This window comes from Streptomyces sp. NPDC007084 (assembly GCF_040703595.1).
GTDB lineage: Bacteria > Actinomycetota > Actinomycetes > Streptomycetales > Streptomycetaceae > Streptomyces.
In genome coordinates this window covers 1-21,249 of sequence record NZ_JBEYFY010000086.1, presented here as the reverse complement: position 1 = coordinate 21,249, position 21,249 = coordinate 1, and the positions used below count along the sequence as shown (strand labels likewise).

Annotated in this window: 17 protein-coding genes; 10 read left to right on the top strand and 7 right to left on the bottom strand. The window is 73.4% G+C overall.

Features of this window, described 5'->3' with window-relative positions; genetic code table 11:
* The first annotated feature begins 128 nt into the window (after positions 1 to 128).
* Entirely contained in the window at positions 129 to 1,001 is an 873-nt protein-coding gene (locus AB0912_RS34180; RefSeq protein WP_366706899.1) for a helix-turn-helix transcriptional regulator, read from the top strand.
* Between the two features lie 129 nt (positions 1,002 to 1,130).
* Here the strand turns inward: AB0912_RS34180 and AB0912_RS34175 are convergent, their stop codons facing one another.
* Positions 1,131 to 2,594 carry an MFS transporter gene (locus tag AB0912_RS34175; RefSeq protein WP_366706891.1) on the bottom strand — a complete coding sequence of 488 codons (1,464 nt, stop codon included), beginning with the start codon at positions 2,592 to 2,594 and terminating at the stop codon, positions 1,131 to 1,133.
* 171 nt (positions 2,595 to 2,765) lie between these two features.
* Here AB0912_RS34175 and dusB point away from each other — a divergent pair, with 171 nt between their 5' ends.
* On the top strand, positions 2,766 to 3,917 hold the full coding sequence (gene dusB, locus AB0912_RS34170) for a tRNA dihydrouridine synthase DusB (protein ID WP_366706889.1): 1,152 nt from the start codon (positions 2,766 to 2,768) through the stop codon (positions 3,915 to 3,917).
* Positions 3,918 to 4,090: 173 nt separating this feature from the next.
* Here dusB and AB0912_RS34165 read toward each other — a convergent pair whose 3' ends face one another.
* Both AB0912_RS34165 and AB0912_RS34160 read right to left on the bottom strand, forming a co-directional pair.
* Positions 4,091 to 6,028, bottom strand: coding sequence for a glycogen debranching N-terminal domain-containing protein (locus tag AB0912_RS34165; protein ID WP_366706887.1), 1,938 nt, complete (start codon positions 6,026 to 6,028; stop codon positions 4,091 to 4,093).
* Positions 6,025 to 7,635 (bottom strand): hypothetical protein, encoded by a 1,611-nt coding sequence (locus tag AB0912_RS34160; protein WP_366706897.1) that lies wholly within the window; start codon positions 7,633 to 7,635, stop codon positions 6,025 to 6,027. Before AB0912_RS34160 ends, AB0912_RS34165 begins: the two co-directional genes overlap by 4 nt.
* Before the next feature lie 284 nt (positions 7,636 to 7,919).
* Here AB0912_RS34160 and AB0912_RS34155 point away from each other — a divergent pair, with 284 nt between their 5' ends.
* From AB0912_RS34155 to AB0912_RS34140, 4 genes are all read left to right on the top strand, one after another.
* A complete protein-coding gene (locus AB0912_RS34155; RefSeq protein WP_366706885.1) occupies positions 7,920 to 9,149 on the top strand; it encodes an ROK family protein in 1,230 nt (409 codons plus the stop codon).
* Positions 9,150 to 9,657: 508 nt separating this feature from the next.
* The gene (ppdK, locus tag AB0912_RS34150; protein ID WP_366706883.1) at positions 9,658 to 12,408 is read left to right on the top strand and encodes a pyruvate, phosphate dikinase; all 2,751 of its coding nucleotides are present in this window, start codon (positions 9,658 to 9,660) and stop codon (positions 12,406 to 12,408) included.
* Positions 12,409 to 12,837: 429 nt separating this feature from the next.
* The gene (locus tag AB0912_RS34145; protein WP_366706881.1) at positions 12,838 to 13,773 is read left to right on the top strand and encodes an oxidoreductase; all 936 of its coding nucleotides are present in this window, start codon (positions 12,838 to 12,840) and stop codon (positions 13,771 to 13,773) included.
* 107 nt (positions 13,774 to 13,880) lie between these two features.
* Positions 13,881 to 14,663: a TSUP family transporter gene (locus AB0912_RS34140; RefSeq protein WP_366706879.1), complete on the top strand. Its 783-nt coding sequence runs from the start codon at positions 13,881 to 13,883 to the stop codon at positions 14,661 to 14,663.
* Between the two features lie 37 nt (positions 14,664 to 14,700).
* Here AB0912_RS34140 and AB0912_RS34135 read toward each other — a convergent pair whose 3' ends face one another.
* The 3 genes from AB0912_RS34135 to AB0912_RS34125 all read right to left on the bottom strand — a co-directional run bounded on the left by AB0912_RS34135 (position 14,701) and on the right by AB0912_RS34125 (position 18,226).
* Positions 14,701 to 15,321 carry a class F sortase gene (locus AB0912_RS34135; protein ID WP_366706877.1) on the bottom strand — a complete coding sequence of 207 codons (621 nt, stop codon included), beginning with the start codon at positions 15,319 to 15,321 and terminating at the stop codon, positions 14,701 to 14,703.
* A 158-nt stretch (positions 15,322 to 15,479) separates the two neighbouring features.
* Positions 15,480 to 16,004: a hypothetical protein gene (locus tag AB0912_RS34130; protein WP_366706875.1), complete on the bottom strand. Its 525-nt coding sequence runs from the start codon at positions 16,002 to 16,004 to the stop codon at positions 15,480 to 15,482.
* A gap of 578 nt (positions 16,005 to 16,582) precedes the next feature.
* Entirely contained in the window at positions 16,583 to 18,226 is a 1,644-nt protein-coding gene (locus AB0912_RS34125; RefSeq protein WP_366706873.1) for a M4 family metallopeptidase, read from the bottom strand.
* A gap of 182 nt (positions 18,227 to 18,408) precedes the next feature.
* Between AB0912_RS34125 and cutA the strand changes: the two genes are divergently transcribed.
* The 3 genes from cutA to AB0912_RS34110 all read left to right on the top strand — a co-directional run bounded on the left by cutA (position 18,409) and on the right by AB0912_RS34110 (position 19,642).
* Positions 18,409 to 18,735: a divalent-cation tolerance protein CutA gene (gene cutA, locus AB0912_RS34120; protein WP_366706871.1), complete on the top strand. Its 327-nt coding sequence runs from the start codon at positions 18,409 to 18,411 to the stop codon at positions 18,733 to 18,735.
* Positions 18,736 to 18,752: 17 nt separating this feature from the next.
* On the top strand, positions 18,753 to 19,181 hold the full coding sequence (locus AB0912_RS34115) for a gamma-glutamylcyclotransferase family protein (protein ID WP_366706895.1): 429 nt from the start codon (positions 18,753 to 18,755) through the stop codon (positions 19,179 to 19,181).
* A 257-nt stretch (positions 19,182 to 19,438) separates the two neighbouring features.
* Complete coding sequence (locus AB0912_RS34110; RefSeq protein WP_366706869.1) at positions 19,439 to 19,642, top strand: twin-arginine translocation signal domain-containing protein; 204 nt, start codon at positions 19,439 to 19,441, stop codon at positions 19,640 to 19,642.
* Between the two features lie 143 nt (positions 19,643 to 19,785).
* Here the strand turns inward: AB0912_RS34110 and AB0912_RS34105 are convergent, their stop codons facing one another.
* The gene (locus AB0912_RS34105; RefSeq protein ID WP_366706893.1) at positions 19,786 to 20,397 is read right to left on the bottom strand and encodes an ElyC/SanA/YdcF family protein; all 612 of its coding nucleotides are present in this window, start codon (positions 20,395 to 20,397) and stop codon (positions 19,786 to 19,788) included.
* Between the two features lie 439 nt (positions 20,398 to 20,836).
* Here AB0912_RS34105 and AB0912_RS34100 point away from each other — a divergent pair.
* The coding region (locus AB0912_RS34100; RefSeq protein ID WP_366706867.1) for a CbiX/SirB N-terminal domain-containing protein at positions 20,837 to 21,249 on the top strand (413 nt) is incomplete at its 3' end.

Genomic DNA, 21,249 nt, shown 5'->3' with positions numbered 1-21,249 from the left:
GGACTGCCGAGCCCGCCGGGCCGGCCGAACCCGCCGGTGCCACCGGGACCGCGCGGCCCGGCCGGCGGCCGGGGGCGTCGTCCGGGGCCACCGCGTCGCCCGGTACGGACGGCTCGCGGCGCAGTGAGATCCGGCGGCACGAGCTGGCGACCTTCCTGCGCAGCCGCCGCGAGCGCATCACGCCCGAGCAGGTCGGCCTGCCCCGGGGCCGCAGGCGGCGGACGCCGGGGCTGCGCCGCGAGGAGGTCGCGCAGCTCTCCGCGGTGGGGGTGACCTGGTACACGTGGCTGGAGCAGGCGAGGGACATCCAGGTGTCCGAGCAGGTGCTCGACGCGCTCGCGCGGACCCTGCTGCTGGACGCCGGTGAGCGCGCCCACCTCTTCCTGCTGGCCGGCGCCGTGGACCCCTCGCCGGCCGCGCAGTGCTCGGGGATCACACCGGCGCTGCGGCTGACGCTGCGCCAGTTGGAACCGGTCCCGGCCTGTATCCAGAACGACCGCTACGACATCCTGGCGTACAACCGCACCTACGCCCGGCTGATGATGCGCGACCTCGACTCGGTACCGCCCGCCGACCGCAACTGTGTGCTGCTGGCCTGCACGAACGCCGAGTGGCGCGAGTCGATCGTCTTCCTGGACGAGGCGCTGCGGCTGATGGCGGCGCGGCTGCGGGTGTCAATGGCCGGCCACCTTGGCGAGCCGGCCTGGAAGATGCTGGTGAAGCGGCTGCGGACGGAGTCGGCGGAGTTCCGCGAGATCTGGGAGCGGTACGAGGTGGTGGGCGGCGCCCGCGGCAAGACGAAGCAGTTCGTGAGCCCGTACGTCGGTCTCGTCACGGTCGACCACACCGACCTGTGGCTCGCGCCCGCGCAGGGGGCCCGCATGGTGATCTATCCGCCGGCCGACGAACAGAGCCGCGAACGGCTGGAGAGGCTGCACACGATCGCCCTGGCGGCCGAACTGGAGGCGGGGCCGCAGACGGAACAGGCGGGAGCGGCCTGACCCTCCGGGCGGCCTGACCCTCCGGGCGGCCTGACCCTCCGGGCGGCCTGATCCTCCCAGGTGGCCTGACCCTCCCGGGCGACCTGCCCCTCCCGGTCGGCCTGACCATCCGAGCCGCGCGGAACCAGCTCAGGCGGCCGACGTGTCCCGGGCCCGTTCGCCCGTCGTGTCCCCGACCTCCGGTGCCTCCAGCAGGCGGGCCGTGCGGTCGGCCGTGCCGCGGGCCCAGCGTCCGCTGGTGAGCGCGCCGAGAACGAGGACGGCGAGACCGCAGCCCGCGATGATCCACCAGCCGGGGCGGGCGGCGGAGACGAACGTGTCGCGGTAGGCGGAGGCCTGGATGCCGGAGGCGAGGGCCGCGCCGATGACGGCGACGCCGAGGGTGCCGCCGATCTGCCGGCTGGTGGAGGCGACGGCCGCGGCGACGCCCGCCTGGGTGCGCGGCATGCCGGAGACGGCCGTGTTGGTGATGGGGGCGTTGACGAAGCCGAAGCCGAGGCCGAAGAAGACGTAGCCGATGACGAGGGTGACGTTCGACGTCTCGGCCTCGAACGCGGCGAACAGGACGCCGCTGACGGTCATGGAGACACCGGCGATCAGCAGGGAAAGCCGGGGGCCGCGGCTGCCGACGAGGCGTCCCGAGAGGGGCGCGCAGACGAAGCACAGGATCGCCATCGGCAGCATCCACAGGCCCGCGTGCAGGGCGTCGAGGCCGCGCACGTTCTGCAGGTAGAGCGTGGACAGGAACAGGAAGCCGCTGAGCGCGGCGAACGCGCTGACCGCGATGACGGTGGCGCCGCTGAACGGGGCCGAGCGGAAGAAGCGCAGGTCGATGAGGGGTTCGTCGCGGCGCGGCTCGTACCACAGGAGGCCGAGCAGGGCGGCGAGGGCGATCGCGCCGAAGGCGAGGGTGGGGCCGGGCCCGGAGGTGGGCGCCTCGATGATCGCGTAGGTGAGGGAGCCGAGGAGCGCGATGACCAGGAGCTGGCCGACCGGGTCGGGGCGGCGGGCCTTGGGGGCGCGGGACTCGGGGACGAAGCGCAGGGTGAGCAGCAGGGCGGCGAGACCGACGGGCAGGTTGATCCAGAAGATCGAGCGCCAGCCCACGGTGTCGACCAGCAGCCCGCCGACGAGGGGGCCTGCGGCCATGGAGATGCCGACGACGGCACCCCAGGCGCCGATCGCGCGGGCGCGTTCGCGGGGGTCGGTGAAGGTGTTCGTGATGATCGACATGGCGACCGGGTTGAGCATCGAGCCGCCGACGGCCTGGATCATCCGGAAGACGATGAGGGCGTCGAGGTTCGGGGCCAGGGAGCAGAGCACCGAGCCGATGGTGAACAGCACGAGGCCCGCCATGAAGACCTTGCGGCGGCCGATGCGGTCGGCGGTGGAGCCCGCGAGCATCAGCAGGGAGGCCAGCACCAGGGTGTACGCGTCGATCGTCCACTGCATGCCCGCGACGCTCGCGTGCAGTTCCTTCTGCATGGAGGGGAGGGCGACGTTCAGGATGGTGACGTCGAGGCTCACGATCAGCAGGCTCATGCAGCAGATCGCGAGCACCAGCATGCGGTGGCGGTGGCTCAGCTCGGGCATTCCCTCAGCGTAGCCCGACGTCGATAGTGTGTCTAACTAATGACCCCTACATGATCCGCCTGATGCCCCCGGCATGATCCACCGCCCCAGGGCCGGGCGTCGTCGGGCCGGGCGTCGTCGGGCCGGGCATCGTCCGTGCGGGCACCCGGCGCGGTACGCCACAATGGGGGAATGCCCACGCCCACGTCCACCGTGAACTCCGTGCTGTCGATCGGTCCCCACCAGGTGCAGCCGCCCGTCGTCCTCGCCCCCATGGCGGGCATCACGAACGCGCCGTTCCGCACGCTCTGCCGCGAGTTCAGCGGCGGCAAGGGGCTGTTCGTGAGCGAGATGATCACGACGCGGGCGCTGGTCGAGCGCAACGAGAAGACCATGCAGCTCATCCACTTCGACGCGAGCGAGAAGCCGCGCTCGATCCAGCTCTACGGCGTCGACCCCGCGACCGTCGGCAAGGCCGTCCGCATGATCGCGGACGAGGGTCTCGCCGACCACATCGACCTCAACTTCGGCTGCCCGGTCCCCAAGGTGACCCGCAAGGGCGGCGGCTCCGCGCTGCCCTACAAGCGGAACCTGCTGCGCGCGATCCTCCGCGAGGCCGTCACCGGCGCCGGGGACCTGCCCGTCACCATGAAGATGCGCAAGGGCATCGACGACGACCACATCACCTTCCTCGACGCCGGACGCATCGCGGTCGAGGAGGGCGTCACCGCGATCGCGCTGCACGGCAGGACCGCCGCCCAGCACTACGGCGGCACCGCCGACTGGGACGCCATCGCGCGGCTCAAGGAGCATGTGCCGGAGATCCCCGTTCTCGGCAACGGCGACATCTGGTCGGCGGACGACGCGCTGCGGATGGTCCGCGAGACCGGCTGCGACGGCGTGGTCGTCGGCCGCGGCTGCCTCGGCCGGCCGTGGCTGTTCGGCGACCTGGTCGCCGCGTTCGAGGGCCGCGAGGAGTACGCCCGGCCGACGCTGCGCGAGGTCGCGGCCGTCATGGTCCGGCACGCCACGCTGCTCGGCGAGTGGATCGGGGACGAGGCGCGCGGCGTCATCGACTTCCGCAAGCACGTCGCCTGGTACCTGAAGGGCTTCTCCGTCGGCTCCCAGATGCGGGGGCGCCTCGCGGTCACCTCGTCCCTGGCCGAACTCTCCGACGGGCTCGCCGAGCTGGACCTCGACCAGGAGTGGCCGGCCGGCGCGGACGGCCCCCGCGGGCGCACCTCCGGCAACAACCGCGTGGTCCTCCCGGACGGCTGGCTGAAGGACCCCTACGACTGCGCGGGCGTCGGCGAGGACGCCGAACTGGACACCTCCGGCGGCTGACCCCGCCCCCCGCGCGGACCACGGACGCCGGCTCTCCCGCGGACGCCGGCTCTCCCGTGGACCACGGACGCCAGCTCTCCCGCGTCCGGCTGCCCCGCCGTGCGGCGCGGTGCGCGGGCCGGCCCCCACCGGCCCGCGCGTTCCCCCGCCCCTCGGATGGCCTCCGGTGGATCTCAGGCGCCCCCGACCGCCGTGAGCAGCGCGAGCGGGGCCGCCGCCGAGCGGGACTCGCGGACGCAGGCGTGCGGGTAGGGCACCGGCTCGGCGTGGGTCTCGCGGTCGTAGCCCGCCAGGACCTCGGGGAGGCGGTGGCCGGCGGCCGTCGCGGCGTCGACCAGGCCGTGGGCGACCGTACGGGCCTCGTCGTGCAGGCCGTAGCGGGCGAGCCCCAGGGCGATGAGCGCGTTGTCGTGCGGCCAGACCGAACCGCGGTGGTACGACAGCGGGTGGTACGCCGACTGGCCCGAGGCGAGCGTGCGGACGCCCCAGCCGGAGAAGAAGTCCGGTTCCAGGAGCCGGCGGCCCACCAGCTCCCCGTACTCCTTGTCGAGCAGCCCCGACCACAGCAGATGCCCCGCGTCCGAGGCGAGCGCGTCCACATGCCGCCCGTCGCCGTCCAACGCCAGCGCGGGGAAGGCGTGTTCACTCATCCAGAAGTCCCGCTGGAAGCGGTCGCGCAGATCGGCGGCGGCCTGTTCGAGGAGCGCCGCGTACACCTCGTCGTCCCACACGGTCCGGGCGAGGTGCGCGGTGCGGCGCAGCGCGTCGTACGCGTACCCCTGCGCGCCCGCCGCCATCACCGGGCCGCTGGGCCGGCTGCCGTCGGCCGAGCACATCGCGCCGGGGGAGTCCTTCCAGTTCTGGTTGGCGAGGCCGCCGCCGTCCGCCCGGTAGACGAGATAGCCGCGCGAGGTCAGCCCGCCGTGGTCCAGCATCCAGCCGATCGCCGCGCGGGCGTTGGGCTCCAGCCGGCGGGCGAGGGCCGCGTCGCCGGTCTGCTCGGTGTACGCGCCGAGCAGCACCAGGAACAGCGGCGTCGCGTCCACCGAGCCGTAGTAGCGGCCGTAGGGCACCTGCCCGAAGTGCGCGAGTTCGCCGTGCCGCACCTCGTGCACAATCTTGCCGGGCTGCGCGACCGTGTCCGCGCCCACCTCGACGGCCTGGGTCGCGGCGAGCGCGGGCAGTGTGGCGGCGGCGAGCTGCGGCCGGTAGGGCAGCGCGAAGAGCGAGGTGAGCAGAGCGTCCCGGCCGAGCAAAGTGAGGAACCAGGGCACTCCGGCGGCCGGGACGCGCAGTTCCTCGCCGTCCGGGCCGCGGGCCGGGACCTGGAGCACCGCCAGGTCGGACAGGCCCCGCGCGCAGGCCGCGGCCAGCTCCGGCCAGCCGGTCGGGAAGGGCACCCCCTCGGCGAACTCGCCCTCCAGCGCGAGGAGTCGCTCGTTCGCGGCGGCGGGGGAGGCGGGGACGCCCGGCGCGTGCGCCGCGCCGTGCGGCCGGGCCGCGACCCGCAGCGCCAGCTCCGCCGAGCCGTGCGGTTCCAGCTCAAGCGCCCACACCAGGCGGCGCGCCCCGGTGCCGGTCTCCTCGACACTGTCCGGGGCGGGTTCGGAGGTGACCGTCGTACAGGACCGCCACTCCCCGCGCCGGTAGCTGAACTCCACGCCGTCGTCGAGGACTTCGCGCCGGCGTACGACGCCGGTCTTGGCGTAGGTGCGGTGGTCGGAGCGCAGTTCGAACTGGTCCGTGAAGTCGGCGTCCGCGGTGACCGCGATCCGGACCGTGGTGGGCGTCGGACGGTTGCTGGTGACGCGCAGCGCCTCCACGAACGCGCCCTCCGCGACGGCCTGTTCACGAAAGAGCGTGTACGCGGGCGGCTCGTTGCGGCCGCCGCGCGGCACCAGCACGCAGCGGGCGGTGTCGCCGTCCGCGACCGGGGTGAGCGCCTCGGGCACCGCCCCGTCCACGGTCAGCTGCCAGCGGCTGAGGTGCCGCGCGTCCCGTACGAACAGGCCGTCCGGGGAACTGCCGCCCCGTACCCCGCTGATGTCCCCGCCGTCACCCACGGCGGCGAACGTCCCACCGTGCACGAGCAGATGATGCCGATCCGTCATCCCCGGTCCCCTCCCTTGGCTCCCTCGGCGCCCGTCCCGGCGTCGTACGCGCTTCGTCCCGCGCTGCTGTGTGCCGTGCTCTCCAACGCGCCCCGCCCCGCCCCGGACACGACCGGCTGCACCCCGGACACGACCGGCTGCACCCCGGACGCGTCCGGCTGCGGCTCGGCTCCGGCCGGCCGGGGCTCGGACCCGGCCGGTCCCGCGCCCGGCACGAGGCGCCGCGGGCCGGCGCCGGTGTGCAGCAGGTCGAGCGTGAGCGCGGCCGTCCAGCTGAAGCCGAGCGCCCCGCAGGCCTCGCCGGTGTACGGGTCCACGTACTCGGCGAACCCGGACTCCCCGGCGGTCTCCAGCAGGGCGGTGCGCAGCGCGTCCGCCCTGCCGTGCTCGCCGTGCAGCCGCAGCCCGCGCTCCAGCAGCCAGTTGGTGTTGAACCAGGCCGGCCCCCGCCAGTACCGGTGCGGGTCGAAGGCGTCGCCGGTCAGGTCGTAACTGGGCGCGAGCCGGGTGGCCGAGCCGAGCCCGAAGCGCGGTCCCGCCGCGGTCCGTACGAGGGCGGCGGCGATCTCGCGCGGCAGCGCGGGCAGGATGAGCGGCAGCAGCCCGGCGACACTCCGCTCGGGAATCAGCCCCCCGCCCCCGCCACCCTGGCCGTCCTGTCCACCCCGGCCGCCCTGGCCGTCCGCCGCTCCCCGGCCCTCCGCCGCGCCCTTGAGGGGCCGGCCGCCGCCCCGCTCGTCGCGGCAGAAGAAGAGGCCCTCCGCCGGGTCCCACAGCCGGTCCACCAAGACCGCCGTCAGCCGCTCGGCGCGCGCGTGGCGCGCGGTGCCGGCCGCGCCGAGTTCCCGCGCGATCTCGGCGAGCGCGTGCTCGGAGGCGATCAGCAGCGCGTTGAACGCCGGGTCCTCGACGGCGAACTCCCCGCCGCCGTCCGCGTATCCACGGTCGCGGTAGTCGGCGGCGAGCCGCACGTACCGCCCGTAGTCGAGATCGGTGGGCCGGTCCTCGGGGGAGCCGTGGTCGAGGTCCGCGCGCCGGAAGGAGCGGGCCGGCGCCGGGGTGACGCGGCCGAGCGGCGCGTCCCAGCACGGGCTGTTGTCCATGCCCTGCTCCCAGGGGTGGACCACACTCGCCAGACCGCCGCCGCCGAGGTCCCGGCGGTGCAGCAGATAGCGGTGCCAGGCCGCGAGCCGGGGGTACATCCGGGGCAGGAACGAGCGGGCCCGCGACAGGCCGGGGTCGGCGCGGTGCACCAGCCAGACCGCGAGCGCGTGCACCGGTGGCTGCACGATGCCGGACGTCTGTACGGTGCGCGGGGCGCCCGCCGCGCGGCCCGCGGTCGAGGAGCGCCAGAAGTCGGGGCTCGGGAAGTACGCGTCCAGCGGGACGGAGGGGTTGAACACGATGTGCGGGACACGCCCGTCGGCCCACTGCGCGCCGAGCAGGGTCTCCAGCTCCGTCTGCGCCCGCAGCGGGGACAGATGACGCAGCCCGATCGCGATGAACGCCGAGTCCCACGACCACTGGTGCGGGTACAGGCCGCGCGAGGGCACCGTGGACGTTCCCGTCCAGTTGCCGTTCAGCACCCGGGACGCCCTGAGGTGCAGGGAACCCGACGGCGCCGCCGGATCGTATACAAGTGGTCCGCCGAGGGCGATGGCGTCCGGACCGGGCGGAGCGGGCGGGCCGGAGGCGCGCACGGGTGTGCCGATGGGACGCAGGGGAGCGGTGAGGCCCCTGCGCAGGGCGGTGAGCTGGGTTGTGCTGTCCACTCAGGTCTCCCCGAAGACGTCCGTCCGACCAGTTCGGCACTAGCTACCGTAGGGTTACGTCTATTTAACACGCAAAACTCAATATGTAATGCAGAGTTGGGGAACGCAAGGGGGTGCGCATGACAGGAAGGGCGGCGAGGACCGTGAAGGCCGGGAACCAGGCAAGCGCCGGAGAGCTGCTCGAACTGGTGCGCAGCGGCCGGGCGACCACACGGGGCGCGCTCCAGCAGGCCACCGGGCTGTCCCGGGCCACCGTCGGGCAGCGCCTGGACCGGCTGTTCCGCGCCGGCTGGCTGCGCGAGGGCGCCGGCGGACCGGTCGACTCGCCGCTCGGCGGCCGGCCCTCCATCACGCTGGAGTTCGACGACGAGCACGCGGTCGTGCTGGCCGCCGACCTCGACACCCGGCACGCGCGCGCCGCCGTCGTCACCCTGACGGGGGACGTCCTCGCGGAGCACGCGGGCCTCCTGGTGATCGACGAGGGGCCCGAGGCGGTGCTCGGCGAACTCGGGCGCTGGTTCGCCGAACTGCTGGAGAAGTCCGGCCGGGGCGCCGAGGCGGTCTGCGGCATCGGGCTCGCGGTGCCGGGCCCGGTCGACATCGACACCGGCCGCGTGGTGCAGCCGCCGATCATGCCGGGCTGGGACGGTTACGACATCCGGGGCCGGCTGGGCCGCGCCTTCGCCGAGCACACGGGCCTCGGCCCCGGCAGCCGCGTCCCCGTGCTCGTGGACAACGACGCCAACCTGATGGCGTACGGGGAGCAGCGCGCCGGCTACCCCGACTGCTCGGCGTTCGCGCTGGTCAAGGTCTCCACCGGTATCGGCGCCGGGATGGTCGTCGGCGGCGCGATCTACCGGGGGATCGACGGCGGGGCCGGCGACATAGGGCACATCCGGGTCGGCGCGGACGCGCTGTGCCGGTGCGGCTCGTACGGCTGCCTCGCGGCCGTCGCGAGCGGCGGCGCGGTGGCCCGGCGGCTGGCCGAGGCGGGCGTGCGGGCGGCCTCCGGCTCGGATGTGCGGGACCTGCTGACGGCCGGTCACCCCGAGGCGGCGGCCCTGGCCCGGGAGGCGGGCCGGCAGGTCGGGGACGTCCTGGCCACCGTGGTCACGCTGCTCAACCCGGGGGTGCTGATGATCGCCGGGGACCTGGCCGGCACGCCCTTCCTCACCGGCGTGCGCGAGCTGCTGTACCAGCGGGCGCTGCCCCGCTCCACCGCTCATCTGGACGTGGTGACCTCACGGCTCGGCGAGCGGGCCGGGCTGGTGGGCGCGGGCGCGCTGGTCGTGGAGTACCTGTACGCGCCCGAGCGGGTCGAGGAGCGGCTCGCGGCGCTCGGCGTGTGACGGGGGAGCGACCGACGGGGTGACCCGGCGTATGCGACAGCCGTGTGCGACAGCCGTGTGTGACAGCCGTGTGCGACAGCCGTGTGCGACAGCCGTGTGTGACAGCCGTGTGTCCTGTCCGGATCGTGGTCCGCATGATGAAATCCGGCTGCCCCGCGCCGCGTGATTCTCGCCACCCTTGATAGGGGTGTTGCTCAGATGAGCGGATCTTGGCAGACTGCACTTCCCTAAGGGGTGGCACTCAGTGCCACCCTCTGATCGTTCATCGATTAAACTCAGACGTGTCAAGGTCCGCTCACCTGAGCGGTTCAGAGGGTCCGCGGGTGCCGGTGTGTTCAAGAAGTGAAAACGCGCCCCCCGGATGGCTTACCAAGCCTTGACTTTCGATCTGGTGGCGGACGGGTGGTTACAGGCGCATGACGCGCAAGTGGACGTACCCATGTGCCTTCGATCTGGGTATGTTCCCCGTCGTCAGGGCAGCCACCGCGACGTCGAGGAGTCGAGACTCGTGTCGGAAAACAAAGATCCCCACGTAGCTGAGAGCGGCGACAGCGGCGTCGGCGGAACGAAGTTCGTTTACGACTTCACCGAGGGCAACAAGGAACTCAAGGACCTTCTCGGAGGCAAGGGCGCCAACCTCGCCGAGATGACCAACCTGGGCCTTCCCGTCCCGCCCGGCTTCACCATCACCACCGAGGCGTGCAAGACGTACCTCGACAGTGGCGAGGAGCCGGCGGCACTGCGTGACGAGGTGAGTGCGCACCTCGACGCCCTCGAGGCCACGATGGGCAAGAAGCTCGGCCAGGCGGACGACCCCCTCCTCGTCTCCGTGCGCTCCGGGGCCAAGTTCTCCATGCCCGGCATGATGGACACCGTCCTGAACATCGGGCTCTCCGACAAGTCGGTCCAGGGCCTCGCCCAGCAGGCCGGCGACGAGCGCTTCGCGTGGGACTCCTACCGCCGCCTCATCCAGATGTTCGGCAAGACGGTCCTCGGCGTGGACGGCGACCTCTTCGAGGACGCGCTGGAGGCGGCGAAGCACCTCAAGAAGGTCGCCGTCGACACGGACCTCGAAGCGGCCGACCTGAAGAAACTCGTCACCAAGTTCAAGAAGATCGTCAAGACCGAGGCCGGCCGGGACTTCCCGCAGGACCCGCGCGAGCAGATGGACCTCGCCATCCACGCGGTCTTCGACTCCTGGAACACCGAGCGCGCCAAGCTCTACCGCCGCCAGGAGCGCATCCCGCACGACCTCGGCACCGCCGTCAACGTCTGTTCGATGGTCTTCGGCAACCTCGGCCCCGACTCCGGCACCGGCGTCGCCTTCACCCGCGACCCCGCCTCCGGCCACCAGGGCGTCTACGGCGACTACCTCCAGAACGCCCAGGGCGAGGACGTCGTCGCCGGCATCCGCAACACCGTCGCGCTCGCCGAGCTGGAGTCGATCGACAAGAAGTCGTACGACCAGCTCATGCAGATCATGGAGACCCTGGAGAACCACTACAAGGACCTCTGCGACATCGAGTTCACCATCGAGCGCGGCCAGTTGTGGATGCTCCAGACCCGGGTCGGCAAGCGCACCGCGGGCGCGGCCTTCCGTATCGCCACCCAGCTCGTGGACCAGGGGCTCATCGACGAGGCCGAGGCGCTCCAGCGGGTGACGGGCGCCCAGCTCGCGCAGCTCATGTTCCCCCGCTTCGACGACGAGGCGAAGGTCGACCAGCTCGGCCGGGGCATCGCCGCCTCGCCGGGCGCCGCCGTCGGCAAGGCCGTCTTCGACTCGTACACCGCGATCAAGTGGTCGCGTTCGGGCGAGAAGGTCATCCTGATCCGCCGCGAGACCAACCCCGACGACCTCGACGGCATGATCGCCGCCGAGGGCATCCTGACCTCGCGCGGCGGCAAGACCTCGCACGCCGCCGTCGTCGCCCGCGGCATGGGCAAGACCTGTGTGTGCGGCGCCGAGGAGCTGGAGGTCGACACCAAGCGGCGCCGGCTGACCGCCCCCGGCGGGATCGTCATCGAGGAGGGCGACGTCGTCTCCATCGACGGCTCCACCGGCAAGGTCTACCGCGGTGAGGTCCCCGTCGTGCCCTCCCCGGTCGTCGAGTACTTCGAGGGCCGGATGCACGCGGGCGCCGACGACGCCGACGAACTCGTCGCCGCCGTGCACCGGATCATGGCCTACGCGGACCGGGTCCGCCGGCTGCGGGTGCGCGCCAACGCCGACAACGCCGAGGACGCGCTGCGCGCCCGCCGCTTCGGAGCGCAGGGCATCGGCCTGTGCCGCACCGAGCACATGTTCCTCGGCGACCGCCGCGAACTCGTGGAACGGCTGATCCTCGCGGACACCGACGCCGAGCGCGAGGAGTCCCTCAAGGGCCTGCTGCCGCTCCAGAAGCAGGACTTTGTCGAACTGTTCGAGGCGATGGACGGTCTGCCGGTGACGATCCGTCTCCTGGACCCGCCGCTGCACGAGTTCCTGCCCGACATCACCGAACTGTCGGTGCGCGTCGCGCTCGCCGAGTCCCGCAAGGACGCCAACGAGAACGACCTGCGGCTGCTCCAGGCCGTGCACCGGCTGCACGAGCAGAACCCGATGCTGGGCCTGCGCGGTGTCCGCCTCGGCCTGGTCATCCCGGGCCTGTTCACCATGCAGGTACGGGCCATCGCGGAGGCCGCCGCCGAGCGCAGGAACGCCAAGGGCGACCCGCGCGCGGAGATCATGATCCCGCTGGTCGGCACGGTCCAGGAGCTGGAGATCGTCCGCGAGGAGGCCGACCAGGTCATCGCGGAGGTGGAGGCCGCCACCGGTGTCCAGCTCAAGCTGGCGATCGGCACGATGATCGAGCTGCCGCGCGCCGCGCTGACGGCCGGCCAGATCGCCGAGGCCGCCGAGTTCTTCTCGTTCGGCACGAACGACCTCACCCAGACGGTGTGGGGCTTCAGCCGCGACGACGTGGAGGCATCCTTCTTCACGGCCTACCTGGAGAAGGGCATCTTCGGCGTCAGCCCCTTCGAGACGATCGACAAGGACGGCGTCGGCTCCCTGGTGAAGTCCGCGGTGGAGGCGGGCCGCGCGACCCGCCCCGACCTGAAGCTCGGCGTCTGCGGCGAACACGGCGGCGACCCCGAGTCCGTCCACTTCTTCCACGAGGTCGGACTCGACTACGTCTCCTGCTCCCCGTTCCGCATCCCGGTGGCCCGCCTGGAAGCGGGCCGAGCGGCCTCCACCTCGAAGGGCAGCGACCACCGCTGAGACCCCCGGGGCCCCGCCGCCCACCCACCCTCACCGGCCGGCGGGCCCCCGGCCTCCAGACCGAAGGGGCGGCACCCTGTGCGGGGGTGCCGCCCCTTCGGCGCTGGAGGGGAGTTGACGTGTGGCCGAGGGACCCGTGCCGCTGAGTGAGGACGAGAACGGGGAAGCGCTGGGTGCCGGGCCGGCCGCGGGAGGGGGATGAGACCACCCCTGCCGTGCCATCGCCCTGGCTCACCAGGCCGAGCCCGCCCGTCGACGGGTGACGCGGACGCCGTCGACGGCCTGTCGCAGTGGGAGGGGTGCCGGCCGTCCCGGGGAAACCGCCGGCACCCTCCCGCAAGCGCGCCCCCTTCCACGAGTCGCCCCTCGCCTCCCGCCCCGCCCCGCCTACCCTGGGAACCGTCCTCGCCCCCTCCCGAAGGAGTCCCCATGGCCGGCTGGAACGCGCAGGACGTGCCCGACCAGCGAGGGCGGACCGCCGTCGTCACCGGCGCCAACAGCGGGCTCGGATACGTGACCGCGCGGGAACTGGCCCGCAAGGGCGCCCGGGTCGTGCTCGCCTGCCGGAGCGCCGAGCGGGGTGCCGAGGCGGGGGACCGGATCGTCGCCGAAGTACCGGGCGCCGACCTCGTGTTCCTGCGCCTGGACCTCGGAGACCTGGACTCCGTACGGGAGTTCGCCGCCACGGTCACCGGCACGTACGAGCGGCTCGACCTGCTCGTCAACAACGCCGGGGTCATGGCGCTGCCGCCCGGCCGCACCGCCGACGGGTTCGAGACCCAGTTCGGCGTCAACCACCTCGGGCACTTCGCGCTCACCGCGCTGCTGCACCCGCTGGTCGCCGCCACCCCGGGCGCCCGGATCGTCACCGTCTCCAGCATGTTCCACGTGCTCTCCAACATCGACCTCGACGACCCGAACAACGACCGGCAGCCCTACCGCAAGTGGGTCGCCTACGCCCGGTCCAAGTCCGCCAACCTCCTCTTCACCCACGAGCTGGCCCGCCGGCTCTCCCGCGCCGGGTCCGATGTCGTCGCCGCCGCCTCGCACCCCGGCTACGCCTCCACCAACCTCCAGACCGCCGGACCCCGCCAGGAGGGCCGCAAGGGCGCCGAGCGGCTCATGGAACTCGGCAACCGCGTCTTCGCGCAGAGCGCCGAGGCCGGAGCGCTGCCCAGCCTCTACGCCGCCACCGCGCCGGACGTCGCCCCCGACACCTTCGTCGGACCGTCGTTCGCGATGTGGCGCGGCGCGCCCGCGCCGTCCTGGCGGGCCCCCTGGACCCGCGACGACCGGGCGGGGGAACTGCTCTGGGCCGCCTCCGAGGACCTGACCGGCGTCACCTTCGGGGAACTCAAGGACTGACCCCGGCCGGCGCGAGCCGCGCAACCCGCCGGCCCGAACCTCAGAACTCGCTCAAAGCCGCCGGGATCCATGGACGGCACACGCACCTCGTCCATAGGGTCGCGATCATGCCCGACATATCGCTGACCACGGCCCTCGTCCTGTGCGCCGCCGCCCTCGCGGCCGGCTGGATCGACGCCGTGGTCGGCGGCGGCGGGCTGCTCCTGCTGCCCGCCATGCTCCTCGGCCTCCCGGCCGGCACCCCCGCCGCGTACGCCCTCGGCACCAACAAGGCCGTCGCGATCGTCGGCACGTCGGGCGCCGCGATCACCTACGCGCGCAAGGCACCCGTCGACGTACGGCTCGCCGTCCGCATCGGGCTCGCCGCGCTCGCCGGTTCGACGGCCGGCGCGTTCGTCGCGGCCGGGCTCAGCACCGAGGTGCTCAAGCCGGTCGTCATGGTCGTCCTGCTCGCCGTCGGCACCTTCGTGATCCTGCGGCCCGCGTTCGGCACGGCCCCGGCGACCACCCCGGTCTCCGCGCGCCGCGTCCTCGCCGCGATCGGCCTCGCGGGCCTCGGCATCGGCTTCTACGACGGTCTCATCGGCCCCGGCACCGGTACGTTCCTCGTGCTCGCCCTGACCGCCCTGCTCCACCTCGACCTGGTGACCGCCTCCGCCACCGCCAAGATCGTCAACTGCTGCACCAACGCCGGCGCCCTCGCGACCTTCGCCTGGAAGGGCACCGTCTTCTGGCAACTCGCCGCCCTGATGGCCGTGTTCAACCTGGCCGGCGGCATGATCGGCGCCCGCACCGCGCTCAAGAAGGGCAGCGGCTTCGTCCGCGTCGTCCTCCTGACCGTGGTCTTCGCCCTGGTCGCCGACATGGCCTACGAGCAGTGGCCGGCCTGAGACCGTAGGCCAACGGCCCTTCGGGTCCGCACGTCCCTCAGCGGCTGCCCGTCAGATGGGCGAAGACGACCACGTTGCCCTGGTAGCCCGTCGACTTGGAGTAGCCGCCGCCGCACGTGATGATCCGCAGCTCCGGGCGGCGGGCCGCGCCGTACACCTTGCCGTCGGGGAAGGCGCGCGCGTCGTACACCTCCACCGCGTCGACGGTGAACACGGCCGTGCTGCCGTCCAGCCGGTCCACCTCGACCCTGCCGCCCTTGCGGACCGCGCCGAGGTCGTAGAAGACGGCGGGGCCCTCGGCGTTGTCGACGTGCCCGGCGACGATCGCCGTGCCGCGCTCCCCGGGGGAGGTGCCCGACTCGTACCAGCCGGCCAGGTTCTTCTTCCGCGCGGGCGGCACGTCCAGGCTGCCCTGCGGGGTGAGCCCGAGGCCCATGAGCGGGGCGTCCACGCCGATCGCGGGGATGCGGATGCGGTCCGGCGGGGAGTGCGGCAGCGCCGGGGCGGCGGACGGCGCGCGGTCCCCGCCCGTTCCGGCCTCGGCCGCCGAGGGCTGCGGCGGCGGGTGCGGCTCGGCGGCGCCGCGCAGCAGCCACCCACCCGAGCACAGGGCGACGACGGTGACCGACGCTATGGCGATGTTGCTGACCCGGCGCACACGAGCCTCCTCACGGGGCCTTTCCGGGGACGGAGAGCGGGGACGCGAGACGTGACGTGGTCGGTCGGTCCCCTTCCCCCTCCGCGCCGCGAGGGGCGTCGGGCAGCGGAGGGGGGCGGGGACGGCGGTACCGGCGGACGGACGGCGGAGGGTGTCCGTCAGATCCCGTCGCCTCTCGCCCGGCGATGCAGGAGCCAGGTACCGCCCGCGGCGGCGACGGCCAGCGCCGCCACTCCCGCCGCGGTCTGCACGGGGTCGGGGCCCAGCGCGCCGCCGACTCCGGTGTTCACATGGCCGCGCGGCCGGACCTGCTCGCGCGCCGCGTCCAGGGTCACCATCAGGTCGCCGGCGATCCGCCGGCCGTCCGCGCACCGCGCGACGATCTCGTACGTCCCCGGCTGCGCGCTCGGCGGCACCCGGAACCGGCCGATCGCCTCGTCCTCCTCCTCGGGCGCGCTCGCGGCGAGCGTGAAGGTGCCGGCGCCCAGCGCGCCCGCGTCCCCCGTCGCGGTGCCGTCCGCCGGGCACGCCGACGTGTTGACGGTGACCTCGGCGCCCGGGACCACGGAGGAGGGGAACACCTCCAGGCTCCCCGCGTCCTGTCCGTACACGGGCGCGGCGGCCAGGCCCGCGGCGGCGACGGTGAGCGCGGTACCGGTCAGCAGCCGGGCGGTACGTCGCATCGTGCTAGCTCCTCCGAGAGGGCCCGGCCCGCGACACCCCCAAGTGCCGCTGCGTCGGTCGTGCCCCTGCTCTACCGAGGTAAGTGGCAGTGGCCCGGACCCGCTCCCTGAGGGAGCGTCAGAAATGATGTGAACGGGTGTCGGGCGACCCCGCCATCCGGGCGCCGGTACGGGCGTTCCAGCAGGTCACCGGCGTCGGCCTGGCGTGTCGCGGAGGAGCGCCCGAAGGGTGGAGCGCCGGGGGTGTGAACGGGTGACCGGGGTGGGGTGGGGCGGGGCGGGGCGCGGGTGCCGGTTCCCGGCGGTCTCCAGGGAGCCGGGAACCGGTGGGCGGTGACCGGGGGCGGCGACCGGCGGGCGGTGACCGGTCACCGACCCGCACGGGGCAGGCGGACAGACGTTCGCACCGCCTGCCCGCCTGCCCGCCTGCCCGCCTGCCCGCCTGTCCGCCTGTCCGCCTGTCCGCCTGCCCGTCTGCCTGCCCGCCCGTCTGCCTGGAGTCGCGGAGCCGGCCACCGAGCCGATCAGGCAGGTCAGGTCACGTCACGTCAGGGCAGATCGGATCAGCTCAGCTCGGCTCAGGCGACCGAGACCGCCGACCAGGCCGCCGCCACCGCGTTGTACTCCGTGCTGCCCGCCCCGTACAGGTCCTTGGCCGCGTTCAGCGTGGCGGTGCGGGCGCCCGCGTACTTCGTCGACGAGGTCATGTAGACCGTCAGCGCGCGGTACCAGATCTTGCCCACCTTCTCGTGCCCGATGCCGGACACCGTGCTGCCGTCGCAGGTGGGGGAGTCGTAGTTCACGCCGTTGACCGTCTTGGCCCCGCTGCCTTCCGCGAGGAGGTAGGCGAAGTGGTTGGCGACGCCGGAGGAGTAGTGGACGTCGAGGTTGCCGACCGAACTGCTCCAGCAGTCCGCCGAGTTGCCGTCCTTGGAGGGCTTGTCCATGAAGCGCAGGGCGGCCTTGCCGAAGCCGGAGCGGACGATCTTCTCGCCGATCAGGTAGTCACCCGGGTCGGAGGTGTTGTTCGCGTACCACTCGACCATGGTGCCGAAGATGTCGGAGGTCGCCTCGTTCAGGCCGCCGGACTCGCCCGAGTACGTGAGCGCGGCGGTCTTCGAGGTGACGCCGTGCGACATCTCGTGCCCGGCGACGTCGAGCGCGACCAGCGGTCCGAAGGTCGTGCCGTCACCGTCCCCGTATGTCATGCAGAAGCAACTGTCGTCCCAGAAGGCGTTGTTGTAGTTGTTGCCGTAGTGCACGCGGTTGTAGGAGCCCTTGCCGTCGCCGGCTATGCCGTTCCTGCCGTGCACGTTCTTGTAGTAGTCCCAGGTCTCGTTGGTGCCGTACTGGGCGTCCACGGCGGCGGAGGCGCGGTCCGCCGTCGTGCCGGTGCCCCAGTGGTTGTCCGCGTCGGTGAACACCGTCGAGGGCGCCCGGCTGATGCAGATCCCGAAGATGCACAGGTCGGTCTTGTTCGCCGCGTCGCCCGTGTACGTGTTCCCGCGCGTCGGGTCCTTGAGCTGGTTGGTCGACCCGGAGACGGTCGTCTCCAGCGGAACGGTGCCGCTGTACAGGGACTTGCCGTCCCCGGTGGCCGTCTCGATGGTGTCCCAGGCGTCGATCCGGGCGCCGGTGCGGGCGTCGGTGAGGACCAGGCGGGCGACCGGGTTGCCGAGGCTGTCCTCGGCCACCACCGTGGTGCGCCAGGCGAGTTTCGGCGCCCCGTGCAGGGCGTCCACGACGAGCTGCGGCTTGGCCGTGACCTTGCGGAGCGCCTCGCCCGGGTGGGCGGCGCGCAGCGCGGACGCGGCGAGGTCGGCGGCCTTCGGGGCGGGCAGCGCCGGGGTGACGCTGCCCGGCGACACGGCCTTGGTGGTGGCCCGGTCGGCGCCCCGGTAGGAGCCGCCCGGCGCCAGGTGGACCACGAAGTCGCCGCCCAGCACGGGGAGCTGACGGTACGTCCGGTCGTAGCGCACATGCTGGGTGCCGTCCTTGTCGAGGACGACGTCCCGGACGGAGGTGCCCTGGGCGGAGGTCAGGCCGAGGCCCTTGGCGTGGTCCGCCAGGGCGGCGGCCGCGTTCCTGACCGCCGTGGCGCGGTCGGGCCGGCCGTCGGCGTGCGCGGTGGGCGCGAGCGCGGTGGCCAGCAGGGCGGCCGTGGCCGCCGTGGCGCCCGCGGCGGCGAGAGAGGAACCTCGGATGTGCCGTGTCCGACTCATCGGTCTCCTTGGGAAGGCCCCTTGGGGAGGGGCGCGTGGGGGAGATGCCGCACAGCCGTCTCGAAGGCGCTGCGCGGTCGACACAGATTTAAAGGTCCATGACATGTCATGTCCATAGCGCCTACGTCCGGGCGCGGGATGCGGCGAGAATCGTCGCGGTACCCCCACGAATGGAGCCGATCATGGAGACGCCGGACTGCCTGGCCGTCCTGACCACCACCGACTCCGCCGAGAAGGCGGCAAAGCTGGCCCGGGGCGCGGTGGCGGAACGCGTCGCGGCCTGCGCGCAGATCTCGGGGCCGGTCACCTCCGTCTACCGGTGGCGGGGCGAGGTCGAGACGGCCGCCGAGTGGCGCGTCCAGTTCAAGACGGCCGCGGTCCGCTATCCCGCCCTGGAGGCGTATCTCCGGGCGGCCCACGACTACGAGACGCCCGAGATCATCGCCGTCCCGGTCGTCGCGGGCGGCGCGGACTACCTCCGGTGGGTGGCGGAGGAGACGACCCCGTGAACGGGCCGCCGCCGCTTGTGCCGCTGCCCTTCTTCGTCTACGGCACCCTGCGGCCCGGCGAGCACAACCACGACCGGTTCCTGCGCGGCCGGACCCGCTCCGAGGAACCCGCCCGGATGCCGGGGCTCGTGCTGTACCCGGGGCCCGGATACCCGTACGCCGTCGAGCAGCCGGGCGGCACGGTCACCGGCGACCTGGTGACCGCGCTGCCCGCCGCGTACGCGGAACTCCTCGCGGAACTCGACACGTTGGAGGAGTACGTGCCCGGCGATCCGCGCAACCTCTACGAGCGGGTCGCGCGCGAGGCCGTCCGCACCGCCGGCGGCGCGACCGTCCGGGCCTGGGTGTACGTCGCGTCCCCACCCGTCGCGGCCCGCCTGCGGACGGGCGGGCGCCCGATCCAGGACGGCGAGTGGCGCGGCGCGTCGGCACACGACCGGGGCTGAGCGGCACGGACACGCCGGCGCCGGCCGCGAGGCTTTCCCGGGGCCATGGTTCCCGGCGCCGTGGTTCCCGGGGCTGCGGTTCCCAGGGCTGTGTTCCGGCGCTGCCCTTCCCGGTGCTGCGGGCGGACAGGCGGACGGGCGGACGGGCCGGGTTGGGCCGCTCCCCCCGCCCCACGGTGCGCCGTGCGGGTGGCCGTGCCCCATGCCCCGGCGGTGCTGGTCCCGGCCGCCCCCGGGTCTCGGCCTAGGGTCCGGGCATGACCGACCGTGAGCTGACCAGGCGCCGAGTCCTCGCCCTCGGCGGCGCGGCCGTCGGCGCGGCCCTGGGGATCGGCCTCAACTCCTGCACGGCCGAACCCGGTCCGGACACGTCCCCGGGCCCCGGCGAGAGCACGACACCGGCCCCTCCCGCCGACGGCCCGGTCCGGGAACCCGCCACGGACGCGGCGAACGGGCCCTAGCGGGAGCCGACGGAACCTGACGGGAGCCGTCGGGACCCGACGGGAGCCGACAGGACTCGACCGAAACCGACGGGGAGCCGGCAGGACCTGGCGGGAGCCGACGTTCCGGACCGGCGAGAACGAGAACCGGGGGTGCCGGCCCGCTACCGTCCCGCCGTGAGCGCCCGTGCCACCCCGGGTTCCCTCGGGCCCAGGAAGCGGGGGTCGGGCTGGAACAGGGCGTCCAGAGCCGCCTTGCCGGCCGCGAAGATCTCCCGGGTGCCGCCGTAGTACCAGGTCGCGTCGTGTTTGGCGTCGACGCCGATGCCGTACGAGCGGACGCCCGCCGCCCGGCACAGGGCGACCGCCCGGCGGATGTGGAAGCCCTGGCTGATCAGCACCGCGTCGTGGACGCCGAAGATCTTGCGGGCCCGGACGCAGGAGTCCCAGGTGTCGAAGCCCGCGTAGTCGCTGACGATCCGTCGGTCCGGCACCCCGTGCTCGGTGAGGTAGGCGCGCATCGCGTCCGGTTCGTCGTAGTCCTCGCGGCTGTTGTCGCCGGTGACGAGGACGACCTCGATCCGGCCCGCCCGGTACAGCTTCGCCGCCGCGTCCAGCCGGTGCGCGAGGTACGGGGACGGCTCACCGCCCCACAGACCCGCGCCGAAGACGACCGCCACCTCGGTACGCGGGGCGTCCGCCGTCGTCCGCAGCCGGTCGCCCGTCGTCGCGTACATCCACGTCATCGGCAGCAGCGCCAGCACGCACAGCAGCATCACCGCCTGCACGGCCCGCCGTTGACCCCGCCGGGTCCGCGGCAGCCGCACCGCGCGCAGCCGTCCGGGCAGGGACGGGCGGCGCGGCCCGCGCGGCCCGCTCGGGGCCCGGCGCTTCGGACGCGGCGGGCGCGGCGGTCTCGACAGACGCGGCATGATCGATGGTCCCCCAGGTGGCATCACAGACGTGCGCGGGCCGGCGTCACGGGCCGCGCGGCCGAGGCCGACGGGCGCCGATTCCCGCGTACGTGTTCGACCAAGGAGGACGCTCCGCAAGCCCGTTCGGTTCGGTCGGCGGCCGTGAGCGCTGTCACCCGCGACGCGGGAACCGCAGGCGGGAGGCTTCCGTCCGGCTCGCGTACCGTACGGTGAACCGCCGGAAAACAGCCGACATGCCCGTGCAACGGCCCGGCAACCTCCTACCGCGAGGATCGGCCCCATGACGGCGTCGCACCCAGCCCGAGACGAGTCCTCCGCCCGCCCCGCGGGGCCACCACGGCGCGCCGACCGGTTCGACGGGCAGCTCGACACCACGGCGCAGCTCATGAACCGGATCACCAGTCAGCTCGGCAGCCAGCTCAGCCTGGTCTCGCTCAACGGCACCCGGCGTCCCGCGCCGCCCGCGCTCGTGCTGGCCGCCCACGGCAGCCGCGACCCGCGCGCCCTCGGCACCGTCCGCGCACTGGCCGAACGCGTCCGCGAACTGCGCCCGCACCTGACCGTGCGCCTCGGCCACATCGACCTCAACGACCCGCCGCCGGCCGCCGCGCTCGCATCAAGCTCGGCGAGGCGCACCATTTTGGCGAGTTCGCGCGGGTCTTCCCGATCGGCGTCGACGTCGGCATCGTCGTC